21 protein-coding genes are annotated in these 24,002 nt (G+C 64.6%); 15 read left to right on the top strand and 6 right to left on the bottom strand.

Features of this window, described 5'->3' with window-relative positions:
- Positions 1-32: 32 nt before the first annotated feature.
- From JQ587_RS23235 to JQ587_RS23225, 3 genes are all read right to left on the bottom strand, one after another.
- Positions 33-1,409, bottom strand: coding sequence for a sensor histidine kinase (locus tag JQ587_RS23235; RefSeq protein ID WP_212300419.1), 1,377 nt, complete (start codon positions 1,407-1,409; stop codon positions 33-35).
- A gap of 113 nt (positions 1,410-1,522) precedes the next feature.
- Positions 1,523-2,194, bottom strand: a complete 672-nt coding sequence (locus JQ587_RS23230; RefSeq protein ID WP_212300418.1) for a response regulator transcription factor — start codon at positions 2,192-2,194, stop codon at positions 1,523-1,525.
- A gap of 230 nt (positions 2,195-2,424) precedes the next feature.
- Positions 2,425-2,580, bottom strand: a complete 156-nt coding sequence (locus JQ587_RS23225) for a hypothetical protein (protein WP_194463199.1) — start codon at positions 2,578-2,580, stop codon at positions 2,425-2,427.
- 235 nt (positions 2,581-2,815) lie between these two features.
- On the opposite strand from JQ587_RS23225, the gene ku reads away from it, so the two are divergent.
- The 7 genes from ku to JQ587_RS23190 all read left to right on the top strand — a co-directional run bounded on the left by ku (position 2,816) and on the right by JQ587_RS23190 (position 8,965).
- Positions 2,816-3,790 (top strand): non-homologous end joining protein Ku, encoded by a 975-nt coding sequence (gene ku, locus JQ587_RS23220; protein ID WP_212426833.1) that lies wholly within the window; start codon positions 2,816-2,818, stop codon positions 3,788-3,790.
- Positions 3,791-3,848: 58 nt separating this feature from the next.
- On the top strand, positions 3,849-4,085 hold the full coding sequence (locus tag JQ587_RS23215; protein WP_212300416.1) for a hypothetical protein: 237 nt from the start codon (positions 3,849-3,851) through the stop codon (positions 4,083-4,085).
- Positions 4,086-4,274: 189 nt separating this feature from the next.
- Positions 4,275-4,457: a hypothetical protein gene (locus JQ587_RS23210; RefSeq protein WP_212300415.1), complete on the top strand. Its 183-nt coding sequence runs from the start codon at positions 4,275-4,277 to the stop codon at positions 4,455-4,457.
- 186 nt (positions 4,458-4,643) lie between these two features.
- Positions 4,644-4,808: a Flp family type IVb pilin gene (locus JQ587_RS23205; protein WP_212300713.1), complete on the top strand. Its 165-nt coding sequence runs from the start codon at positions 4,644-4,646 to the stop codon at positions 4,806-4,808.
- A gap of 106 nt (positions 4,809-4,914) precedes the next feature.
- Positions 4,915-6,456 carry a thymidine phosphorylase family protein gene (locus tag JQ587_RS23200; protein WP_212300414.1) on the top strand — a complete coding sequence of 514 codons (1,542 nt, stop codon included), beginning with the start codon at positions 4,915-4,917 and terminating at the stop codon, positions 6,454-6,456.
- Positions 6,453-7,373, top strand: a complete 921-nt coding sequence (locus JQ587_RS23195; RefSeq protein ID WP_212426832.1) for a ribose-phosphate pyrophosphokinase — start codon at positions 6,453-6,455, stop codon at positions 7,371-7,373. Before JQ587_RS23200 ends, JQ587_RS23195 begins: the two co-directional genes overlap by 4 nt.
- The gene (locus JQ587_RS23190) at positions 7,370-8,965 is read left to right on the top strand and encodes an MBL fold metallo-hydrolase (protein ID WP_212426831.1); all 1,596 of its coding nucleotides are present in this window, start codon (positions 7,370-7,372) and stop codon (positions 8,963-8,965) included. The genes JQ587_RS23195 and JQ587_RS23190 overlap by 4 nt, the downstream gene beginning before the upstream one ends.
- 192 nt (positions 8,966-9,157) lie before the next feature.
- Here JQ587_RS23190 and JQ587_RS23185 read toward each other — a convergent pair whose 3' ends face one another.
- Positions 9,158-11,686 carry a cation-translocating P-type ATPase gene (locus tag JQ587_RS23185; protein ID WP_212426830.1) on the bottom strand — a complete coding sequence of 843 codons (2,529 nt, stop codon included), beginning with the start codon at positions 11,684-11,686 and terminating at the stop codon, positions 9,158-9,160.
- 256 nt (positions 11,687-11,942) lie between these two features.
- On the opposite strand from JQ587_RS23185, the gene JQ587_RS23180 reads away from it, so the two are divergent.
- From JQ587_RS23180 to JQ587_RS23170, 3 genes are all read left to right on the top strand, one after another.
- Complete coding sequence (locus tag JQ587_RS23180; RefSeq protein ID WP_349629529.1) at positions 11,943-12,380, top strand: hypothetical protein; 438 nt, start codon at positions 11,943-11,945, stop codon at positions 12,378-12,380.
- Positions 12,381-12,511: 131 nt separating this feature from the next.
- Positions 12,512-14,146 carry a thiamine pyrophosphate-requiring protein gene (locus tag JQ587_RS23175; RefSeq protein WP_212426828.1) on the top strand — a complete coding sequence of 545 codons (1,635 nt, stop codon included), beginning with the start codon at positions 12,512-12,514 and terminating at the stop codon, positions 14,144-14,146.
- Between the two features lie 95 nt (positions 14,147-14,241).
- Positions 14,242-16,185, top strand: coding sequence for a GAF domain-containing protein (locus JQ587_RS23170; protein WP_212426827.1), 1,944 nt, complete (start codon positions 14,242-14,244; stop codon positions 16,183-16,185).
- Positions 16,186-16,191: 6 nt separating this feature from the next.
- On the opposite strand, the gene JQ587_RS23165 is transcribed toward JQ587_RS23170, so the two are convergent.
- On the bottom strand, positions 16,192-17,778 hold the full coding sequence (locus JQ587_RS23165) for an MDR family MFS transporter (protein ID WP_212426826.1): 1,587 nt from the start codon (positions 17,776-17,778) through the stop codon (positions 16,192-16,194).
- Positions 17,779-17,950: 172 nt separating this feature from the next.
- Positions 17,951-18,466 (bottom strand): YcgN family cysteine cluster protein, encoded by a 516-nt coding sequence (locus JQ587_RS23160; protein ID WP_212300404.1) that lies wholly within the window; start codon positions 18,464-18,466, stop codon positions 17,951-17,953.
- Between the two features lie 295 nt (positions 18,467-18,761).
- Here JQ587_RS23160 and JQ587_RS23155 point away from each other — a divergent pair, with 295 nt between their 5' ends.
- The 5 genes from JQ587_RS23155 (at position 18,762) to JQ587_RS23135 (ending at position 23,841) form a co-directional block, all read left to right on the top strand.
- The gene (locus tag JQ587_RS23155; RefSeq protein ID WP_212300403.1) at positions 18,762-21,053 is read left to right on the top strand and encodes a transglycosylase domain-containing protein; all 2,292 of its coding nucleotides are present in this window, start codon (positions 18,762-18,764) and stop codon (positions 21,051-21,053) included.
- A 9-nt stretch (positions 21,054-21,062) separates the two neighbouring features.
- Positions 21,063-21,641 carry a DUF1214 domain-containing protein gene (locus tag JQ587_RS23150; protein WP_212300402.1) on the top strand — a complete coding sequence of 193 codons (579 nt, stop codon included), beginning with the start codon at positions 21,063-21,065 and terminating at the stop codon, positions 21,639-21,641.
- Entirely contained in the window at positions 21,638-22,222 is a 585-nt protein-coding gene (locus tag JQ587_RS23145) for a DUF1254 domain-containing protein (RefSeq protein WP_212300401.1), read from the top strand. Before JQ587_RS23150 ends, JQ587_RS23145 begins: the two co-directional genes overlap by 4 nt.
- A 108-nt stretch (positions 22,223-22,330) precedes the next feature.
- A complete protein-coding gene (locus tag JQ587_RS23140; RefSeq protein ID WP_212426825.1) occupies positions 22,331-22,507 on the top strand; it encodes a hypothetical protein in 177 nt (58 codons plus the stop codon).
- Between the two features lie 356 nt (positions 22,508-22,863).
- Positions 22,864-23,841 (top strand): ABC transporter substrate-binding protein, encoded by a 978-nt coding sequence (locus JQ587_RS23135; RefSeq protein WP_212426824.1) that lies wholly within the window; start codon positions 22,864-22,866, stop codon positions 23,839-23,841.
- Positions 23,842-24,002: the final 161 nt, after the last annotated feature.

Below are 24,002 nucleotides of genomic sequence, written 5' to 3'. Positions count from 1 at the left end.
GGAAGCCAAAATAATCGTTTGGGATCAGAGGATTATATTCCCGGCAGCACCAGCTCGGCCCGCAGCCCCCCGATCGGCGCGCGGCCGAGCGAGAGGCTGCCGCCATAAAGCGCGGCAAGATCGGTCACGATGGATAGCCCGAGCCCCGAGCCCGGCTTGGATTCGTCGAGCCGCTGGCCGCGCCGGGAGACCTGGGCGCGCTCGGCCTCCGAGAGGCCGCGGCCGTCGTCATCGACGATCAGCCGCAGCTTGGGCCCTGCCCCGGCCTGCTGCGGGGCCTCGACCACGACCTCGATGAAGACCCGCGAGGCCGCCCATTTGCAGGCGTTGTCGACGAGATTGCCGACCATCTCCTCCAGGTCCTGTCGCTCGCCCCGGAATTTTGCCGAGGGATCGGCCTTGGCTTCAACGGCGATGCCGCGGCCGCGGTGGATCTTTTCCATGGTCCTCCGCAACGCTTCGATGGCCGGCGCAACCTCGGTTACAGTGCCGACGATCGAGACCCGGGCCGCGATGCGGGCGCGCTCCAGATGATGGGCGAGCTGGTTACGCATCACGTCCGCCTGCTCCATCACCTTGGCCGCGAACGGATCGGCCGCATGCGAACCCGCCTCATTCACGATCACCGAGAGCGGCGTCTTGATCGCATGGGCGAGATTGCCGACATGGGTGCGCGCGCGCTCGACGATCTCGCGATTGGCATCGATCAGCGCGTTGGTCTCGCGTGCCAAGGGCGCGATCTCGACCGGGAATTCGCCCTCGAGCCGCTCGGCCCGCCCGGAGCGGATATCAGCGATGGATTCCGAGATGCGCTTGAGCGGCGCGAGGCCGAAGCGGACCTGGAACACGGTCGTCAGCAGCAGCACGATGCCGAGCGCGGTGAAGGTGCCGCCGAGATAGTAGTCGAAGCTGCGCGTCTCATCGAAAATTTCGGTGTCGTCGCCGGCGACGCTGACGAGATACTTGCCGTCGGCGCCGAGATCGACGGGACGCTCGACCATGCGCAGGTTCTGGCCCTCCGGCCCGTCGACATAAGCCAGCCGGATGCCGGCGGCAGTGAGCTCGGCGCCCTGGTCCTCCAGCTTCGGCAGCTTCTTGTCCCAGAGCGAGCGCGAGGAGCGCACCTCCGGCTTCTCGGTGTCGGTGCGCGTGATCTGCCAGTACCAGCCGGACAGCGGCAGCTCGAACAGGGGCTCCCCGAGCGACTGGAACTGACGGTCCGGCGGCTCGTCGGGGGTAGCGACCTCGGCGATCAGGGTGCGGAGATAGAGGTTGAGCCGGCGGTCGAAGGCGCGCTCGGTGGCGTTCTTGTAAACCGACGACAGCACCACGCCGGTGATGGCCAGGATGACAACGAGCCAGGCGGTCGCCGACAGGAACAGGCGGTTCGCAAGCGAGCTGGCGGGCATCGGAATGATCCCGGGGGCGCGAGGTGGTGGCATGGCGGCGGCGGTCATGACCGGACCAAGGCCCGTGTCGGGCCGCCCGTCAAGCCAAGAACCAGGATCCTTGCAGAAACCCCTCAGGCGCCGGCGGCCGGCGGGGTCAGGAGATAACCGAGGCCGCGGACGGTCTGGATGATGTCGACGTCGAGCTTCTTGCGGATGCGGCCGACGAAGACTTCAATCGTGTTGGAGTCGCGGTCGAAATCCTGGTCGTAGAGGTGCTCGACCAGCTCGGTGCGCGACACGACGCGCCCGGAATGGTGCATGAGGTAGGCCAGAAGCCGATATTCGTGCGAGGTCATCTTCACGGGATTGCCCGACACGCTGACCCGGCCGGTGCGCGTGTCGAGCGTCACGGGGCCGCAGCTCAGCTCGCTCTGGGCATGGCCGGTGGAGCGGCGCAGCAGCGCGCGGATCCGCGCCAGCACCTCCTCCAGATGGAACGGCTTTGCGACGTAATCGTCGGCACCCGCGTCAAATCCCTGGACCTTGTCGCTCCAGCGGTCGCGCGCAGTGAGGATCAGCACCGGCATGGTGCGGCCGTTGCGGCGCCAGGCCTCCAGCACCGAGATGCCGTCCTTCTTCGGTAGGCCGATGTCGAGCACCACGGCGTCATATGGTTCGTTGTCGCCGAGATAGTGCCCCTCCTCTCCGTCGAAGGCGCGGTCGACGACATAGCCGGCGTCCGTCAGCGCCTTGGTGAGCTGGCGATTGAGATCGGGGTCGTCCTCAACAACGAGCAGGCGCACGCTTCTCTCCAGAAATAGGCCGCATGAACACCGCACCAGATGAGCAATTCCGGCGTGAACTGAATATGAACGCGGGGAACTGCCTTTGTTACTTTTTGGTCATATACGACGTGTTCGCAGCCAACGCGACTGCGCCCGCCACACCCCCGGAGGAACCGGCGGCGTGGCGGGCGCAGCGTGCCGCGTACCGCGGCGAGTTGGAAGGTCCGCCCTTCCCGTCGATTCGGCCGTCAGGTCCGGAAGAACACGAACCAGATGACGGCAAGGATCAGGATCGCAAGTCCGGTCGAGATGGCGAGGAGAGCTGCCACCGACGGCCCAGGCTCGCCCTGGCGCGCCTCGGTTGCCGTCTCGACGATCTGATGGTCCTCGCGCGTGGTTGCCATGGTGGCCTCAATCTCTAGATGTCGCCTCCAAAGGCTGCGACCTCCTCGCAGCCCCGTGTCCTGGGCCAACGCCCGATCCGATTTGATGTTCCGGTTTTTGCCCCCACATCGGGCCTACCCCGCACGGTCAGCGACTGGTTAACGCAATTGCAGGATTCCGACCCAACCTGTGTATGATTCGGTGTTCCCCGATGGTATCCTCATAGGTCTGTCCCTGTTGCGTTTGGAGTAGCCCATGGCCCCCCGCGCCAATTGGAAGGGTTTTCTGCGTCTTTCGCTCGTGACCTGCCCGGTCGCGCTGTATCCGGCCACTTCGGATACGGAGAAGGTCTCGTTCAACCAGATCAACCGCAAGACCGGTCACCGGATCAAGTATCTGAAGGTCGACGCCGAGACCGGTGACGAGGTGATCTCCGAGGACATCGTCAAGGGCTACAAGGTCGACACCGACACCTACATCGAGGTCACCAAGGACGAGCTCGACGACATTGCGCTCGACTCCACGCACACGATCGAGATCGACGAGTTCGTGCCGAAGTCCGACATCGACAACCGCTATCTGATCCGCCCCTATTATCTCGTGCCCGACGGCAAGGTCGGCCATGACGCCTATGCGGTCATCCGCGAGACCATCCGCAGCATGAACAAGGTCGCGATTGGCCGCGTGGTGCTGACCAATCGCGAGCACATCATCGCGCTGGAGCCGCTCGAGAGCGGCCTGATGGGCACGCTGCTGCGCTACCCCTACGAGGTGCGCAGCGAAAGCGAATATTTCGACGACATCCAGGACGTGAAGCTGACGAAGGACATGCTCGACCTCGCCAAGCACATCGTCGAGAAGAAGTCCGGTGCATTCGAGCCCGAGCTGTTCGAGGATCACTACGAGACCGCGCTGATCGATCTCATCAACAAGAAGCGCTCGGGCGCGCCGATCGCCGCCAAGTCCACGCCGAAGAGCGGCGGCAACGTCATCAATCTGATGGACGCGCTGAAGAAGAGCCTTGCGAGCGAGAAGGACGCCACGCCCGCGGCGAAGGTCGCCAAGGAGACCGTCAAGGCCAAGAAGCCGAAGAAGCGCGCCGAGGGCCAGCGCGAGATGCTGCTGCCGATCTCCGGCAAGGGCGGCAAGGACGCTGCTGCCAAGGAAGCAGCGCCCAAGAAGGCCGACAAGCCGGTACGTGCGGCAACGCGAGCGAAGAAGGCCGGCTGACGGCATCGCATCGCCGATCGCGTCGTGACGTCTCCCCTCACCGATCGGGCCGCCTGACATGCCCTGGTCGACGCCGTTCGACGATCCAATCGGCTTGCGCGGCGGCGCCAAGCTGCGCACGTTGCAAGAAGCCGCCGACTTCATCATGCAACTGCCCGAGGCCGAGCAGCAGGAGCCGCGCTGGCAGACCGCGATCGAGATGCTGATCAACGCGGCGGAGACCGGCGGCGGCTGGCTCACGTTCGCCCGCATCGGCATGCTGCGCGCATTGAACGCGGAGCCCCGGCGTCGATGAGCCACGCTTGGCATGCTTGCCGATCGGTTGACGAACAGCCTCAACAATCCCTTAAGCGGCCCGGTGACTTTCGGCACCACGATGCCATCCTGCCGCACCCGGGTATTCGTACGGTAACCAAAATTAACGGTTGATTCCCCTTGCGCGCACCATGGTCCGCCCCACCGAAGAACCGGGGTACGCACCACCGTGCCGCAGCAGAACGCTAGAAAGAACTACATCGGCCTCGTGAGCGACGCGACCGAGGACGAGCGCATCGCCGACGCGTTGGTGCGATCGCAGGGGCATGTCGTGAGCTATCTGGTCGGACGCCTCGCCGCCATGCTGGGACGCCCGCGCAAGGGTGTCCCAGGACGCACCACCACCAGTTGAGGTACGCCCGCTTCCGCTCATTTCAATTGGATAATGAAACCTTCGTTTAACGGCTGTTACGTTAAGACACGACAGGCAGGATCGGCCGAGCCTGCCTTTTTTGATGCGCGCAAGCGCCTCGTCGATCACTTTACCAGTTTGATAACGCCGTGCGCCTACATTGGACCGGATGAACAGGAGTTGGCGATGACTTTGCTCAGGTCTTTTCTTGCCGATGAAAGTGCCACCACCGCGATCGAGTATGGCCTGATCGCCGCCGGCATCGCGCTCGCCATCATCACCGTTGTGACCAACACCGGCAGCGTCCTCCTCAGCAACAAGTTCAACTCGATCAGCGCGGCCACGAAGTAGCGCCGTCGCGGCATTGCGACGCCGATCCCGCGGACCATGATCTGAGTCAAGCCCGCCCGGACGGCGGCGGCTAAGCATAACGGATCCAGCTTTCTGCGGTCCGTCCATGCACCCAGACCTCTCACGCTCCCAGCTCAAAATACGCCGCGTCCATCTCGATACGGGCCGCGAGAACGTCGTCGTCGTATCCAGGCGGTCGAAGGCGCTGCGTGCGGACATCTTTCGCGGCTTCAGTCGCGTCGAGCTGCGCCTTGACGACAAGACGCTGCTGGCGACGCTGCTGATCACCGATGATGACGCATTGGCGGCCCAGGACGAGATCGGCCTCTCCGAGCCTGCGTTCCGGCGCTTCGCCAAACCGGTCGGCACGCTGGTGACGGTCGCACCGGCCGCGCCTCCGGAAAGCCTCGAAGCGGTCCGCGCCAAGATTCGCGGTCGAACGCTCGATAAGGCGGAGATTGGCGCGATCATCAACGACCTCGCGCATTTTCGCTATTCCGACATGGAGATCGCCGCGTTCCTGATCGGCTCGGCGAGCTTCATCACCAGTGATGAGCTCCTGGCGCTCACGGGCGCCATGGCGCAGGCCGGCACGCAGCTGGTGTGGCCGGACCCGATCGTGGTCGACAAGCACTGCATCGGCGGCATTCCCGGCAACCGCACCTCGATGGTCGTGGTGCCGATTGTCGCCGCTCACGGCCTGCCGATCCCGAAGACCTCGTCGCGCGCCATTACATCGCCGGCCGGAACGGCCGACACGATGGAGGTGCTGGCGCGGGTGAATGTCGGCGTCGAGGAGATGAAGTCGATCGTCTCGTCCTGCAACGGATGCCTGATCTGGGGCGGGCATGTGAACCTGTCGCCGGCCGACGACGTGCTGATCTCGGTCGAACGCCCGCTCAGCCTCGACACACGCGAGCAGATGGTCGCCTCCATCATGTCCAAGAAGATCGCCGCGGGATCGACCCACCTGTTGATCGACATTCCGGTTGGACCGACCGCGAAAGTTACCACCGCCATCGAGGCGATGCGGCTGCGAAAGCTGTTCGAATTCGTCGGCGACCGGTTCGGCCGCACGGTCGAGGTGATCACGACCGACGGCCGTCAGCCGATCGGCAACGGCATCGGGCCGGTGCTCGAGGCCAACGACGTGATGGCTGTGCTCGGCAACGAGGCGGATGCGCCGCGCGATCTGCGCGAGAAATCGCTGCGGCTGGCTGCCCATTTGCTGGAATATGATCCGAAGCTGCGCGGCGGAGCCGGCTACGCGCGCGCGCGTGAGCTGCTCGATAGCGGCGCCGCCCTGAAACAGATGCAGAAGATCATCGACGCCCAGGGCCCGTCGAAATGCAGCACCGATCTCGGACCCAGCAGCTTCGACGTCAAGGCGGAACATGACGGCGTGGTGTCCGCGATCGACTGCCTGCGCCTCAACCGCCTCGCCCGCACCGCCGGCGCGCCGCTCGACAAGGGCGCCGGCATCCGCCTTTTCAAGAAGATTGGCGATCGCGTCGACCAGGGCGAGCCGCTCTACCGGGTCTACGCATTCGACGGGCCCGAGCATGATCTGGCCGCGTCTGCCGCCCAGCAGGCGACGGGTTACGTCCTCAACGGTCACGAAGCACTCCAGGACAGGACGCAACCGTGAAAACGATCGCGCTTCAAACCCTGCCTTCCGGCGCCGGCGCGGCGAAGCGCCTCGCGGCGCGGCTTGAACTCGCCTGTGACGAGATCGCCCTGCACCGCTTTCCGGACGGCGAGCTGCGCGTTACTGTCGCGCCGGCGGCCGACACCACCATCCTCTATGCGCCGCTCGATCAACCCAATGACAAGCTGATCGCCCTGCTCTTCGCCGCGGAGGCGCTGCGGCGCGGCGGCGCCAGGCGGTTGGTGCTGGTTGCCCCCTATCTCTGCTACATGCGGCAGGACATCGCGTTTCGTCCAGGCGAAGCCATCAGCCAGCGCGCCATGGGCACCCTGCTCGCAACGCTGGTGGACCGCGTCGTCACGGTGGACGCTCACTTGCACCGCACCCCCGACATCAAGTCCGTGTTTGCAGGTATCGAGGCGGAGAACCTGTCCGCGATGCCGGCGATCGCGGATGCGCTTGCCGCGGGCGGCGTCGATCCCGCCACCGTCGTGATCGGTCCCGACGCAGAGTCCGAGCCCTGGGTCAGGGACCTCGCGGCGCGATTGGGCTTGCAGCACACCGTCGCACGCAAGACACGGCATGGCGATCGCTCCGTGGAGATCGATTTTGCCGATCCTGCCCTGCTCTCGGGACGGCCGGCGCTGATGGTCGACGACATCGTATCCTCCGGGACGACGCTGATGGTTGCGGCGAGGGCATTGCGGGCGATCGGCGCAACGGCCGTCGATGCAATCGTGACGCACGCGCTGTTTCCTGCCGCGATGGTTGCGGCATTCATCAATGCCGGCATTCGTTCGGTCCGTTCGACCGACAGCGTGCCGCATCCGACCAACGCGATCACGCTCGAAGAGACGCTCGCGGCTGCCTTGTGGTCCGAGCGCAGCGCGACACATTCGCTGGAGACGACAAGATGAGCATCACCGTTCGCTTTTGCGGGGCCGCCCGCACCGTGACCGGCTCCAGCTATCTGTTCCAGACTGCCGCCGGCGCTTTCCTGGTCGATTGCGGCCTGTTCCAGGGGCCGAAGACGCTCAAGGAGCTCAATTACGGCGCCTTCCCGTTCCGCCCCGCTCACGTCCGCGCGGTCCTGCTCACGCACGCCCATATCGACCACAGCGGGTTGCTGCCGAAACTCGTCCGCGAAGGATTTGCGGGCCCGGTCCTGGCGACGCGGGGCACGATCGACCTCTGCTCCTACATGCTGCCGGACGCAGGCAGCATCCAGGAGTCCGAGGTCGCGCAGCTCAACCGGCGCAACAAGGCCCGCGGCCGCAAGGAAGTGCAGCCGATCTACACGCAGGCCGACGCGGTTGCATCGCTCCAATCGTTTCGCGCGGTCGATTATGAACACTGGACCGAGGTGATCCCGGGCGTCCGCGCGCGCTACTGGAACGCCGGCCATCTGCTCGGTTCTGCCTCGATCGAGCTCGAGATCGCCGATCAAGGTTCGCCCCGTCCGCTGCGCGTGCTGCTCTCCGGTGACGTCGGCCCCGAGGCAAAGCTGCTCCAGCCCGACCCCGAGGCGCCATCCGACCTCGACTATGTGATCTCCGAATCCACCTATGGCGACCGCGTGCGCGCCGCGACGACGCCGGCTCTCCGCCGGCAGCACCTCGCAGCCGAGGTACGCGATGCGGCGGCGGCGGGAGGCGCGCTGCTGCTGCCGGCCTTTGCGGTCGAACGCACGCAGGAGCTGATCGTCGATCTCGTCGAGCTGATGGAGCGCGGCGAGATCCCGACCGCGCCGATCTTCCTCGATTCTCCGCTGGCGATCCGCGCCACCGAAGTGTTCCGCCGGCACGCCGCGAGCCTCGACCCGACCGTCGACGCCGAACGCCTGCTCAACTCGCCGCATCTCAAGTTCACCGAGACCGCTGACGAGAGCAAGGCGATCATGCGTCTCAGCGGATTTCACATCATCATCGCAGCCAGCGGCATGTGTGATGCCGGCCGCATCCGCCATCATCTGAAACGCTGGCTCTGGAACGAGCGTGCGACCGTGCTGCTCGCCGGCTTCCAGGCCAACGGCACGCTCGGCCGTTTCCTGCAGAACGGTGCCAAGGCCGTCCGGATCCAGGGCGAGGAAATCCGGGTCGCGGCGCGGATCCGCATGATCGACGAATATTCCGGTCACGCCGACGGCGCCGGCATGGCCGGGTGGATCGCGGCGCGCCGGCCCATCGCCCGCGGGCTGTTCCTGGCCCACGGCGAGGAAGGCGCCATCTCCGGGCTGGCCGAGCGCGTCGCCGAGCGCATCATTCCCGCGGCCAAGGTCTACCAGCCGATGCTCGACGACATCTATGAACTCGCGGCTGCCGAACCGCGTCTGATCGACGTCGATCATCGTCGGCGTCTCGCGCCCGAGGCCGTGACCCGTCTCGACTGGCACAATGAGATGTCGGAGCTGATCCTCGACATCAATGACACGGTTGGCGCCGCCGCCGACGACCGCGCCCGCGGGGTCATCATCCGAAGGCTGCGACGGGCGTTGCTGGAGAAGGCGTAGATCGAGTTGGACGGATAGCTCGGCACTGAGACAGAAATTCCGTCAGTACGAATATTTCGAACGCCGAGGGGTCGCCCAGCGCTGGCGTGTTTTGCCTGCCGGGCAATACAGAGATCGTGCCGTGACATCCGGCGCAGCGCCGGCGGACCTGGCGACCCAGAATTGCCCCGGGTCTCATCCCGGTTGCGCGGCTCAAGCCGCCCCTGGAGTCGGCACGCGCCGACGCAACGGGACTTTCGATAGCTCCAGCAACACCAGGGAGACGAGCGCGACCACCACCGTGATGGCGAGATCATCCGCATGCAGGGGACCAAAGCGAAACAGGTCCGCCGCCACGGGCCACACCAGGCTCAGGGCAAGCACTGACGTCACGAACATGACAATGATGACGAGCGTGCGGTTCGGCCGGGTAAAGGCTTCGACCAGCGAGGTCGAGAACGAGCGGTTGACGAAGATCAGGCTCACGATCACCAGCACCAGCGAGAAGAACGTCAACGCTCGGACTTCGCTCGCCGGCATGCCGTATCGGTTCGCCGTCACCATCACGCCACCGGTCAGGGCCAGCGCCAGGCCGCCCTGCAGCGCGGACCAGACCAGCAGGGACCTCGGCAGCAGCGGCTCGTCCGGTGAACGCGGCGGCCGCTGCATCACGTCGCTCTCCTCGGTCTCGGCTTCGAAGACCAGGGAACAGACGGGATCGATGATCATCTCGAGAAACGCGATGTGAACCGGGCCGAACAGCAGCGGCATCCCCGTGACCAGCGGCAACAGTGCAAGTCCGGCGATCGGAACGTGGACCGCGAGGATGAAGCTCATCGCCTTGCGCAGATTGTCGTAGATCCGGCGGCCGAGCCGGATCGCCTTCACGATCGAGCCGAAATCGTCGTCGAGCAGAACGATCGAGGAAGCTTCGCGCGCCACGTCGGTGCCGCGACCGCCCATGGCGATGCCGATATGGGCGGCCTTCAGCGAGGGTGAATCGTTGACGCCGTCGCCCGTCATGGCGACGATCTCGCCCGCGCCCTTGAGCGCATTGACGATGCGCAGCTTCTGGGCCGGCGCAATTCGCGCGAAGGCCGTTTGTCCCCGCGCCGCGCCGGCGAGTTCGGCATCGGCCATGCCTTCGACATCCGTCCCTGTCAGAACGCGTTCGGGATCGAGGCCGGCCTGCGTCGCGATCGCCGATGCGGTCGCGGGATAGTCGCCCGTGATCATGACCACGTGAATGCCAGCGGAGCGGCATTCGGCAATGGCGTCCTTGACTTGAGGCCGCAGCGGGTCGGCAAAGCCGATCAGGCCGCAAAAGCGGAAAGCAAAGCCGCGTTGCGTCTCGGGAAGATTCGTCTCCGCCCAATTCGCTCGCGCCACACCGAGCACACGGAGCCCTTCGCGTGCAAGCACGTCAACCCGCGCCCGCAGTTCAGCCAGCTCTGCCGCACCCACTCCGCAAAGCATCGCGATCGTTTCAGGCGCACCCTTCGCCGCCACGACGCAATCATCACCGCTTCCGCGCCACACGTTCGACATGGCAAGGAGGTCGGGACGCAAGCCGTAGCTCTGCACGAGCTGCCGGCCCGTGCCGGCGTCGGAGGCGAGCGAGTGCAGCGCCTTCTCCATGGGATCGAACGGCTCCCGAGCACAGGCCAGCACGCCGGTTTCGATCAACGGGTTGAACGCAGGCTCAGCGCGGCCTGCGGCGGCCGGCGTATATTGCGCGCCGTCGGGCAGCATCAGGCGCGCAACCGTCATGCGGTTTTCCGTCAGCGTGCCGGTCTTGTCCGTGCATAGCACGGTCGCGGCGCCCAGCGATTCGATCGCCGAAGCGCGCCGCGTCAACACGCGCGCCTGTGAGATGCGCCAGGCGCCCATGGCGAGAAACACCGTCAGAACGACCGGAATTTCCTCCGGAAGCATCGACATGCCGAGCGCGATGCCGGCGAGCACGCCCTCCAGCCAGCCGCCGCGATAGAGCCCATACAGGAGAACTGTCAACGCGATCACGAAGGCACTGACGACGGCGAATATGGCCACCAGTCGCGTCGTCTGCTGCTGCAGGCGGGGCGCCTCCGTCGGCAGCGAATGCAGCGACTGTCCGATCTTGCCGATCTCGCTCAAGACGCCGGTCGAGGTCACTTCGGCCAGCCCACTGCCGCGAACCACCAACGTGCCGGAGAACACGAATGGTTGATCCTCGCCGCCGGCATGCGGCGCCATCGATTCTTCGAGCGACGACCGGGCCTGTTTTCTGACCGGAACCGATTCCCCCGTCAGCAACGACTCGTCCAGTAGCAGATCGATGGAACGTAGGACCGTGGCGTCGGCGGCCACGCGATCTCCCTCGGAGAGTACGATCAGGTCGCCGCGCACGACCTCGCGACCGGGAATGCGGATGCGCTCGCCGCCGCGGATCACCAGCGCGCGCGGACTGGTCAGATCGCGCAGCGAGTCCAGCACGCGCTCGGTGCGCGCTTCCTGCACGATCGTGATGACGATAGAGATCGTTGCGAACGCCAGCAGAAGCAGCGCCTCGCCGAGATCACCCAGAACGAAATAGATCAGGCCGCCGGCTAGCAGCAACAGCAGCATGGGCTCGCGCAGCACCTCGATGATGAGGCGCACGATCGTCCGGCGGCCCGTGTGGGGCAGCTCGTTGAAGCCTTCGGCCTTCAGCCGGACCTGTGCTTCGGATGCGGTCAGCCCCTGCATCGCCGACGACTTCATCGAGTTCCCTAAGAGTGCTTGCACGATGAGAGCGCGTCATCTCGTCACCGCCGCCATCATGCCATGCCGCAACCTGCCGTCGGCTTGACGTGGGTCAAACCTTCCACGCGACAAAGCGACATCCCGTCCGGCTCACTCCCATTTCTGTCAATTTTGACGGCCACGTCAGTGCTGATATTCTTCCCGGCGCGGCTCGATGAGCCATGCTGTCAATGGTTGAACCGAGGCGATTTGAAGGATGCCAATGAGACGCACGATGCTCCTGGCTCTTGGCCTCATCTTGGTCAGCACCTGGTCCCAGGACGGCGCCAGAGGGCAGAACTCGGCCGCGCCGCCCGTTTCGCTCGCCCCGCCCAATGCATCGCCGGCGCATGCAGGCGCCAAAAACGCCAAGCCCAGGAAGCAGCCGGGCTTGGTGACGAACGATAGCCGCACGCCAGCGACGTCCGGTAGAGAGCTTGCGCCGCCTGTCATCGGCGGGCCTGCGGCATTGCCGAACCCGGCGGCCGATTATGACGGCTTCAGTGCCGGCACCGACGACAACGACGCACCCAGCCAGGTGACGCCGCCTGCCAGGTCACGCGCCGCGAAGGGCTCCAGTCGGGATGCGGATGGTCTCGACGCACAGTCATCGATTGATCAGGAAGACGAAGTGTTGAAGCGCAAGCTGACGATTTGCAAGAACTGCAAATAGGAAGGCTGGCATCTCGCTGCATGGCTGACCTACCGCAGCGCTTGCCACCTGCGCTTTACGCTCCCTGCTTTTCCTGATCCTCTCTCCCCAATTGGCCGGATCAACCGGCCTGCCTCAGGGAGAGAGACGCCATGAAGCTCGGCACCGCCATTGCGGAAATCATGCGGCGCGAGGGGATCGAGATCCTCTGCGGCTATCCCGTCAATCATCTGATCGAGCACGCGGCGAAGGCCGAGATCCGGCCGGTGATGGTTCGGCAGGAGCGCGTCGGCGTGCACATGGCGGATGCGATCTCGCGCGTGACGTCGGGACGCACGATCGGCGCGTTCTGCATGCAGCATGGGCCCGGCGCGGAGAACGCGATGGGCGGCGTCGCGCAATGCTTTGGCGAATCCGTGCCCGTGCTGGTGCTGCCGATGGGTTATCAGCGCAGGCTTGCGCATATCGAGCCGAACTTCAATTCCAGCGAGGCGATGAAGCCGTTTGCGAAATCGTCCGAGCCGATCATTCTCGCGGCCGAGGTGACCAACATCTTTCGACGCGCCTTTACCAAATTGAAGAATGGGCGCGGCGGCCCAGTGATCGTCGAAATCCCCGCCGACATGTGGAACGAGGAGGTGCCGGAGCCGCTGAACTACACGCCGGTGCTGCGCACCCGCTACGGCGCCGATCCCGTGCATGTGAGGGAAGCAGCAAGCCTCCTCGTCAATGCCAAGCGCCCGGTGATCTATGCCGGCCAGGGCGTGCACTACGCGCGGGCGTGGCCGCAATTGAAGCGGCTGGCGGAGCGGCTCGCCATTCCCGTCACCACCAGCCTCGGCGGCAAATCGTCATTCCCGGAGACCCATCCGCTCTCGCTCGGCTCCGGTGGTCTCGCCGTGCCGCGCGCGGTGCCGAAATTCCTCGGCGAAGCCGACGTCATCTTCGGGATCGGCTGCTCCTTTACCGAGACCAGTTTCGGCATCGCAATGCCCAAGGGCAAGACGATCATTCACTCCACACTTGATCCGAACCATCTCAACAAGGATGTGGAAGCGAAAATTGGCCTCGTCGGCGATGCCGGTCTCGTGCTCGACGCGCTGCTGGAGGAGATCGGCAAGACAGTCTCTGCGGATCGCGATGCCTCGGCGGTCGCGGCCGAGATTGCGGCCTCGCACAAGGAGTGGCTGGCGAAATGGATGCCGAAGCTCACCAGCAATGATGCGCCGCTCAGCCCCTACCGCGTGCTCTGGGATCTCCAGCACACCGTCGACATCGACAACACCATCATCACCCATGACGCCGGCAGCCCGCGCGACCAGCTTTCGCCGTTCTGGAAAGCGGTCGCCCCCCTCTCCTATCTCGGCTGGGGCAAGACGACGCAGCTCGGCTACGGCCTTGGGCTCGCCATGGGCGCCAAGCTCGCGAAGCCCGACAAGCTCTGCATCAATGTCTGGGGTGATGCGGCGATCGGTTTCACCGGCATGGATTTCGAGACCGCGGTGCGCGAGCGCATCCCGATCATGTCGATCCTGCTCAACAATTTCTCGATGGCGATCGAGTTGAAGGTGATGCCGATCTCGACCGAGAAATATCGCTCGACCGAAATTTCCGGCGACTACGCCGCGATGGCGCGCGCCTTCGGCGGCTATGGCGAGCGGGTGACCCGGCCGGAGGACATCATCCCCGCGATCAAGCGCGGCATCCAGAAGACGAAGGAAGGCGTGCCCGTGCTGCTGGAGTTCATCACCAGCAAGGAGACCGAGGTGTCACGGCCCGGTACTTGAGGCGACCGCTGGGCTGCGGGCGCTGGCTCCGGCCGCAGGAGATGTGATAATCCGGCCCTGTGCCGCGCCTGTCGCGGCATCAGGCCGGATTGCAAATGACCACCCCTTCCAACGAGATCGAACGGCAATTGCAGGCGACCGCAGCCGAGAATACGAGGCTGCGCGATCGACAAAACGCCACCGCCGAGATTTTGCGGATCATCGCGGCCTCCCCGTCCGACGCCCGGCCCGTCTTCGCGGCAATCGCGTCCAGCTCAAAGCGCCTGCTCGGCGGCTTTTCCGCCACCGTACTTCAATTCATTGGCGACGAATTGCATCTCGTGGCGTTTACGCCGACCAGCCCGGAGGCGGACGAAGGGCTGAAGGCGTCGTTTCCGCGGCGGATCGAGGATTTTCCGACCTTTGCGCTCGTTCGCGGCGGCGAGACGATTCAGTTTCCCGACGCTGAAGCTGAGGACGTCCCCGAGTTGAACAGGAATCTGGCGCGTCTGCGCGGCTTCCGCAGCGTGCTGTTCATGCCGTTGATGAACCGCGGCACGGCGGTCGGCATGATCAGCGTCACCCGCACCGAGACCGGCGCGTTCGCGCCCGACCTGGTGCAGCTGCTCCAGACCTTTGCCGACCAGGCCGTGATTGCGATCGAAAATGCGCGGCTGTTCAACGCGACGCGCGAGACGCTGGAACGCCAGACCGCGACGGCGGACATTCTGAGGGTGATGGCAGCTTCGCCCTCCGACGTGCAGCCGGTGTTCGATGCCATCGCCGCCAACGCCAACCGGCTGATCGGCGGCTTCTCCACGGCGGTGCTGCGCTATATCGACGGCGCTGCTCATCTGGCGGCCTTCACGCCGGGTGACCCGGAGGGCGATCGGGTGCTGCGGGCATCGTTCCCGGTGTCGTTCGCGCAGTTTCCGGCTTACCAGCTCACGGCCAATGGTGAATCGGCGCAGCTGCCCGATACCGAGCTCGAGCCGGCCGCACGCGACATCGCGCGCGCCCGCGGCTTTCGCAGCATGCTGTTCACGCCGCTGATGAGCGAGGACGAAGCCAAGGGCGTCATCATCGCCACGCGGCGCACGACCGGCGCGTTCGCCGAGCATCATGTGCGACTGTTGCAGACCTTCGCCGACCAGGCGGTGATCGCGGTCAAGAATGTCAGCCTGTTCAACCAAGTCCAGGCTCGCACGATCGAGCTTGCGAAATCGCTCGACGACCTGGGCGCGGCGCAGGACCGGCTGATCCAGACCGAGAAGCTGGCCTCGCTCGGCCAGCTCACCGCCGGCATCGCGCACGAGATCAAGAACCCGCTCAACTTCGTCAACAATTTTGCCGCGCTGTCCGCCGAACTGACGGACGAACTGAACGAGGTGCTTGCACCCGTCTCGCTCGGCAACGATGTCCGCAGCGAGGTCGACGCGCTGACGGGAATGCTGAAGGACAATCTGCAAAAGGTCGTGCAGCACGGCCGGCGCGCCGATTCCATCGTCAAGAACATGCTGCTGCATTCGCGTGAGGGCGGCGGAGAGTATGGCTTAAGCGACATCAACGCGCTGGTCGAGGAAAGCCTCAACCTCGCCTATCACGGCGCACGCGCCGAGAAGCCGCATTTCGACGTGACGCTGAAGCGTGAGCTCGATCCGGCAGCAGGCTCAGCCGAATTGTTTCCGCAGGAGATCACGCGGGTGCTGCTGAACCTGGTCTCGAACGGATTTTACGCGGTGACGAGGCGCAAGGCGGACACTGGCGGCGCCGGTTACGAGCCGGTGGTGACAGCAACCACCCGCGACCGCGGCGATCGCATCGAGATCCGCATCCGAGACAACGGCACCGGCATTCCCGACGAGGTGAAGGCGAAGATGTTCAATCCATTCTTCACCACCAAGCCGGCCGGCGAAGGCACCGGCCTCGGGCTGTCAATGAGCCACGACATCGTGGTGAAGCAGCACGGCGGCACCATCGACGTCGCGACGGAGCCGGGCAAGTTCACCGAGTTCACGATCCTACTGCCGCGCAAGAGCAGCTTCGTGAACAGCGGCTAGCGCTCCCTACTCCGCCATCTCGACGGGTTGCGTCGATGGACCGGCCAGCGGCCGCTCCTCCATCATGATCAGGCAGAGCGAAGCGGTGGTCATCAGCACGGTCGCGGCCGCGAAGACGTAGCGGAAGGCGTGCCGCATATCTTCAACGGGGATCGCTGGGATGCTGCCTGCAGCGTGATGCTCGCCTGCCAGCGGGATGTCGGCGCCGAGCGCGATCAGCAAAATCGCGGCGAACGCAGCGACCGTGAACGAGGACATCAGCGAACGGAAGAAGTTCATCGCGCCGGTGATGGTGCCGACCTGCGGGCGCGCGACCGAATTCTGCAGCGAGACCACGCAGACCGGAAACGTCGTGCCGAGACCGAGCGCAAACGCGGCCATCAGCGTCAGCAATCCCCACAGCGGCAGCGTGGTGACGGTCAGGCCGAGGGCGCAGATCGCTGCCCAGGAGGTGCCGACGATGGCGACACGCTTGTAATGCTTGGCGCGCGCCATGGTGCGGCCGGCGATCGCCGCACCACAGGTCGAGACTGCCGCGAGTGGGATCAGCGCAAGCCCCGCCTCGCTGGCGCTGAGGTGATAGACCGACTCGTAATAGAGCGGGAGCTGGACCGTGAGGCCGGTGATGGCTCCTAACCCGCAGCCGCCGGCCGTCAGTGCGAACGGTGCGACCGATCCCGAGAGCAGCGGCAGCGGCAGGAACGGCTCGTCGGCGCGGCGCGCGTGCCAGACGAAGGTGAGCGCGAGCGCGACGGCGCCGCCCACCATCGAGAGCACCGTCGGCGAAAGCCAGAGATAGCGGGTGCCGCCCCAGGTCAGCACCAGCATGAAGACGACGGCGGAAGCCATCAGCAAAACGCCGCCGAGCCAGTCGACCTTGCGCTTGCGGTGGAACACCGGGATCTTTTTCATCTTCGGCAGCAGCAGCGCGAGCGCGGCGGCGGCGAGCGGCAGGTTGATCCAGAAGATCATCGACCAGTGCAGATGCTCGGCGAACACGCCGCCGATGACGGGGCCGAGAATGCCGCCGACCATCCAGACGCTGGAGAAATAGGCCTGGTAATGCCCGCGCTCGCGTGGGGAGACCACGTCGGAGATCACGGTCTGCACCACCGGCATGATGCCGCCGCCGCCGAGTCCCTGCAGGCCGCGCGCCAAAATCAGCATCGGCATACTCGGCGCGATCGCGCACAGGATCGAGCCGGCGATGAACAGGCTGAGCGAAACGATGAGCATGGCCCTGCGGCCATAGATATCGCTCAGCGTCCCGAACACCGGTGCAACGGCGGTCGAGGCGAGCAGATAGGCGGTGATCACCCAGGACAGGTTCGAAACGTCCTGGAACTGGCGACCGATGGTCGGCAGCGCCGTGGCGACGATGGTCTGGTCGAGGGCGGCCAAAAACATCGTCAGCATCAGGCTGATGACGATGGTTCGCACTTCATCCGACGATAGCGGCGCAGGAGGCGAGATCGGGAGAGCGTTCCTGACGCTGATGACCTCGCCCGGAAGACGGGTCAGTTCCTCGGCGATATCGTCGGGCAATCTTTGGATGTCGGCAGATTGGCTGCTCTGCCGTGCGAACTGGTTCATCTCGGGCTGTCAGATCGAGCGTGTTGCGGCGCAAAAGCCGCGAAGGATTCGTTCTATGAAGCCAATCTAGACAGCAAAATTCTTCTCAGGCAGGCACCGCGGCGCATGGGTGCATCCCGCACTGCGGCCATCCCGAATATGTGATCTGAAACGGCGGCAGATCAGTCCGAGATCAGTCTTTGGGACGTCGCTTCAGGCGCGCCCGCTTCGGCACCTGCCCCGGCCATTGCACCAAATAGTGCTCGAGCTGGTCGTCGGGGATCTCCTCCTCCGTGCCAGCGACTCGGTCACGCACGGAAACGCCGGCCTCGTGCACCGTATTGGGGTCGCCGGAGACCAGCGGGTGCCACCAATAGAGATCGCGCCCTTCCGCGACCAGCTTGTAGCCGCAGCTCGGCGGCAGCCATTTCAGGACCCGGACACTCGCGGGGGTCATGACAACGCAGTCGGGAACGTAGTCGAAGCGATTCGTGTAGTCCTTGCAGCCAGCCGTGCAGGAATCGAGCATCTTGCAGCTGACATCGGTGAAATAGATCTCGCCGGTATCCTCGTCTTCGAGCTTGTTCAGGCAGCAGCGGCCGCAGCCGTCACACAGGCTCTCCCATTCGGCCGTCGACATGTCCTCCATCTTCTTGGTTTTCCAGAAGAATCCATCCTGACTTGAAGGGCGTTTGGGAGCTGCGGTCATGCGCTTGATACGTCTCCAAAGAGCTGCGGCCGGCACCATCTAGAGGGTGCGGCCACAAAGCTGCAAGCAATGCCCGCGCAAGGCCCGTAATGAACCGGGGTTCAATTAGGCCTGTTGTTCAAAATTGCGAGCCTGACCATTGGTTTATAGGCCCCGCTCGGCTAGAAGAACAGCAAGTCCGCCTAAGGTGCGCGAAACGGGCGCCTTGGGTTTGCCGCAACAATCCCGCAAGACGTCTCGATGCCGCCCCGGCCGGGTGCTTGAACGCTTTCGAAGCGAGCCTCAAGGGTTCTAGGTGGTCCAGAACACGCCATCCAACTGGAAGAGTCGTATCAGGAACTTCTTCCTGGACCTCGATGCGCGCATCGACTCCTCGCTGTTCTCCTCGGCCAAGGGCATCCGCGAGCTCTACGAGCGCTACTCGACCTTCATGGACCGCTTCTATGTCGGGCGGTGGAAGCGCTGGGTGTTCATCGAGCCGCTGTCGGAGGCCGCGACCCTTGGCCTTGGCGGCATGGTGCTGATGCTGATCCTCGCCATCCCCGCCTTCCGCGAGACCGCGGACGAGGACTGGCTGAAGAAGTCCGACCTGGCGGTGACGTTCCTCGACCGCTACGGCAACCCGATCGGCAGCCGCGGCATCAAGCACAACGACTCGATCCCGCTGGAAGATTTTCCTGACGTGCTGATCAAGGCGACGCTCGCGACCGAAGACCGCCGCTTCTACGAGCATTTCGGCATCGACATCGCCGGTACCGCGCGCGCGCTCGTGACCAACGCCCAGGCCGGCGGCGTGCGCCAGGGCGGCTCCTCGATCACCCAGCAGCTCGCCAAGAACCTGTTCCTGAGCAACGAGCGCACCATCGAGCGCAAGATCAACGAGGCGTTCCTCGCGGTCTGGCTGGAATGGCGCCTGACCAAGAACGAGATCCTCAAGCTCTATCTCGACCGCGCCTATATGGGCGGCGGCACGTTCGGCGTCGACGGCGCCGCGCATTTCTACTTCAACAAGTCTGCCCGCGACGTGACGCTCGCCGAGGCCGCAATGCTCGCCGGCCTGTTCAAGGCGCCGACGAAATACGCTCCCCACATCAACCTGCCGGCCGCGCGTGCCCGCGCCAATGTCGTGCTCGACAACCTCGTCGATGCCGGCTTCATGACCGAAGGCCAGGTGTTCGGCGCCCGCCGCAACCCCGCCTTCGCCGTCGACCGCCGCGACGAGGCTTCGCCGAACTACTATCTCGACTACGCCTTCGACGAGATGCGCAAGCTGGTCGACACCTTCCCGAAATCCTACACCGAGCGCGTCTTCGTCGTTCGCCTCGCCATCGACACCAACGTGCAGAAGGCCGCCGAAGACGCGATCGAGAACCAGCTGCGTCAGTTCGGCCGCGACTATCACGCCACGCAAGCCGCGACCGTCGTGTCCGATCTCGACGGCGGCATCCGTGCCATGGTCGGCGGCCGCGATTACGGCGCAAGCCAGTTCAACCGCGCCACCGACGCCTATCGCCAGCCCGGCTCGTCGTTCAAGCCTTACGTCTACACCACGGCGCTGCTGAACGGCTTCACGCCGAACTCGATCGTGGTCGACGGCCCGGTCTGCATCGGCAATTGGTGTCCGCAGAACTATGGTCATTCCTATTCCGGCGCGGTGACGCTGACGCAGGCGATCACGCGCTCGATCAACGTCGTGCCGGTCAAGCTGTCGATCGCGATCGGACAGAAGGAGCAGCCGAAGGCGCCGAACCCGGCCAAGATCGGCCGCGCCAAGATCGTCGAGGTCGCGCGCCGCTTCGGCCTCAAGGCGCCGCTGCCGGACACGCCGTCGCTGCCGATCGGCTCCGACGAAGTCACCGTGCTCGAGCACGCCGTGGCCTATGCGACCTTCCCGAACCGGGGCAAGGCCGTCACGCCGCATTCGGTGCTGGAAGTGCGCACCGGCGCCGGCGATCTGGTCTGGCGCTGGGACCGCGACGGTCCGAAGCCGAAGCAGGCGATTCCGCCGAACATCGCCGCCGACATGGCCGGCATGATGAGCCACGTCGTCAGCGAAGGCACCGCGCGCCGTGCAGCGCTCGACGGCATTCCGACCGCGGGCAAGACCGGCACGACGAACGCGTATCGCGATGCCTGGTTCGTCGGCTACACCGGCAATTTCACCTGCGCGGTCTGGTACGGCAATGACGACTATTCGCCGACCAACCGCATGACCGGCGGCTCGCTGCCGGCGCAGACCTGGCACGACATCATGGTCGCGGCACATCAGGGCGTCGAGGTCCGGGAGATTCCCGGCATCGGCATGGGCCAGAAGCTGCCGCCGCAGCAGATTGCCAATGCGCAAGCCAATGCGGCGCCGAAAGTGCTGGAGACCAAGCCCGGTCCGCCGCCGGTGCTGACCAAGCGCGGCGCCGATATCCTGGTGCGCGTCGAGAAGATGCTCGACGACGCAGCGAAGACCGCGACCAAATCGACAACCAACGACAGCCAGCCGGCCAAGCCGGCGTCGTCGACGAGCGCGCTCGCCTTCCCGCAGAATTATGCGGCGGAGGAGAACGCCAACGCATCCACCCCGCGCAAGAACTGATCTGATCCCGTGCGGCTGATCCTGATCACATTGACGACCCTCCTGCTCGCGACCGTGGTCGGCGTCGGCGCCACCTGGATGACGACGACGCGCGGCACCGAGATCGGTGCGCTGACCATCGGCGCCTGGACCGCCCGCCCCCGCACCGGCACCGCCGACGTCGATCCCTATTCGCGCGCCACCATCGTGCGCAACGGCGAGCTGCCGATCGGCACCGGCGACGGCGTCGCCTTCACCGCAACCAGCGATGACAAGAAGAAGGCGCTCGACGGCCGCTGCGACGTCGTCGTCTCCGGCGTGACGCCACCGGCGCGGTTCTGGACGCTGACGCTGTATGACCGCAAGGGCCACCTCGTCGCCAACGCGCTCCAGCGCTACGGCTTCACCAGCCAGGAGATCGTGCGCCAGTCCGACGGCTCGTTCGAGATCCACATCGCCGCGCGCTCGCGTGCCGGCAACTGGCTGCCGACCGGCGGCATCGAGCGCTATGCGCTGATGTTCCGCCTCTACGACACGCCCGTCGGCGTGGCGACGCGTACCCAGCGTGATGCGCCGATGCCGACGATTTCGACGGCGGGCTGCTCATGATCCGCCTGCTGTTCACCATCGTCGCCGGTGTGGTCCTGGGGCTCGTGGTCCATCTCGTCAGCGTGCTGGCGCTGCCACGCATCGCGACCCAGGACGCCTATTCACGGCTGACGCCGATGACCAAGCTCAACGGCGTGACCCAGCTTCCGCTCGCCGATCCGCAGACCTCGCCGATGCCGTTCATGGATCCGGCCTTTGCACTCGCGATCTGCCGCTACGACCTCGCGGGCGGCCCGATCAAGCTCACGGTGCCGGTGAGCCAGGCCTATACGTCGGTGTCGTTCTACACCCGCAACGAGATCGCCTATTACGCCATCAACGACCGCTCGGCCGGCAAGAAGGTGATCGAGCTCGACCTGATGACGGAAGCGCAGCACAACGCCCTGCCCGAGGACGAAGAGATCACCGCGGCCGACCGCCTCATCATCGATTCCCCGAGCACGACGGGCCTGATCGTGATGAAGGCGCTGGCCGCCGAGCCCGGCCTGATGCCGCAGGCCCAGGCCACGCTGCAAGCCGCGAGTTGCGCGCCGCAGACCGAAGCGCCGGCGAAATCCGAGGCGCCGCGCGGCCGGCGCTGACGCGCGGCGTTGGGACGCCCTCAAAACAAAAGCTGAAAAACAACCCCATGCACAGTAGCGGGGGCATTGAAATCATTAGGCTAACGCTGTGCGGTCGGATGCACCTATTTGCACGGCGTGGTGCTGCGCGTCGCGGTCAGCTCGATCATGTGGATCGGCGACGCGGAAGCGGACAATTTGACACGTCGGGCAAAACACCGGCATGATAGCATCATCAAAAAGCTCGCCGCACCCGCAACGGAAAATTCCGTCGCGGGTTTTTTCATGCCCGCACGGAGGTTGTGATGATGTGCTGGGCCTGAACCAACGCGCGTCGGTACTCTAGTCCGCAAAGTGCGTGAAGAACGAGTTCGGGGGTCCGTGGGTGCCGCCTTACCGGTACGGATCCGGAATGGGCTAAGCCCTAATATCCGATCGGATCGCTTCTGGCCTATCAGCCGCGTAGTGCAGCGGTTCATTGAGGTCCGCTTAGTATGGCAGGCGCGGACCAGCTTGCTCAAGTTCAGTTCTTCGCGTTTTGACCCGGAGCAGACACCACGGGTACCTTCTCCTCGCTGCGCCCCTGTTTCGTGGGTCGCGGTCGGCACACGCGTGTATCCTGCGGCTACAAAGCCCTAACGCACCTTCAGGAGGAGCGTCGCATGATTGATAGACGAAGCCTCGTTGCGAGCGGGATTATCACGGTACTTGCGTCGCGATCAGTCAGTGCGCAGAGATCAAAAAAAGTATCGCGAGTTGTTTTCTTCTCAGTTGCGGCTGGTCCGAACCCTCTTGCTGAGTCCTTCACGCAAGGATTGAAGGAGTTGGGTTATAGTGAGGGGCGAGACATTTCCATCCAGTACCGCTGGATGGCCGGGCATGAGAGCCAATACGACGACGTAGCGCGCGAGTTGGCCCAGAGTGAACCGGATGTGATTGTCACAGCTGGCCATCCGCCGGCTGTTGCCATCAAGAAAGCTACAACACAGATACCAATCGTGGCGCTTGCCGTCGTCAATCCCGTAGGAGGAGGCCTAGCTGCCAGCATCTCACATCCCGGCGGCAACTTGACTGGCTTCTCTTTGGAGGTCACGCCGGAAACAAACGCAAAAATGCTCGAGCTTCTGCACGAAGCAGCGCCTAAACTCGCTCGAATCGGCGCGCTTTGGAATTCTGGCAACCCTGGCAGCCGTTTCTATCTTGATGCGGTGAAACAAGCAGCACAATCGCAAAAGCTTACTCTCAACGCTTACGATGTGCGCCGAGCGGAAGAGATCGACACTGTATTCCGTTCACTACGCGGAAACGTTGAGGGGCTCATTGTTTTTCCAGAAGGGCTGCTCTGGACGTATCGGCATAATATCGTTGATGCTGCGCGGGAGGCTCAACTAGCGACGATTTTTGGTTATCGTGATGCGGCCGAAATGGGAGCGCTGATGAGCTACGGCCCCGACCTCGTCGATCTCTTCAAGAGAGGCGCATCGTACGTCGATAAGATCATCAAGGGCGTCAAACCTGCCGAGCTTCCGATTCAACAGCCGGCAAAGTTCGAGTTGGTGATCAATGTCAAGACGGCTAATGCCTTGAACATCGTCATACCACCAACGTTGCTTGCCCGAGCGGATAAGGTGATTGAATAGACGTATTAGTCTTTCCGACTCACTCGTTTGCTGCTGGCGGTCGGCCGACGTTGTTCGGCGGCTCGCTGAGGTTCGCCATTGCTGGCGAAGCGGACACATTGCTACGATCCTTGATCAGCGCTTCTGACCTATAGGTCTGCCGCAGGCACGCGAGGCCAGCC

It is taken from the genome of Bradyrhizobium manausense, assembly GCF_018130615.1.
In the GTDB taxonomy this organism is placed as follows: Bacteria; Pseudomonadota; Alphaproteobacteria; order Rhizobiales; family Xanthobacteraceae; genus Bradyrhizobium; species Bradyrhizobium manausense_A.
Note: the sequence above shows the minus strand (reverse complement) of the source record. Positions and strands in the feature narration are given on the sequence as shown.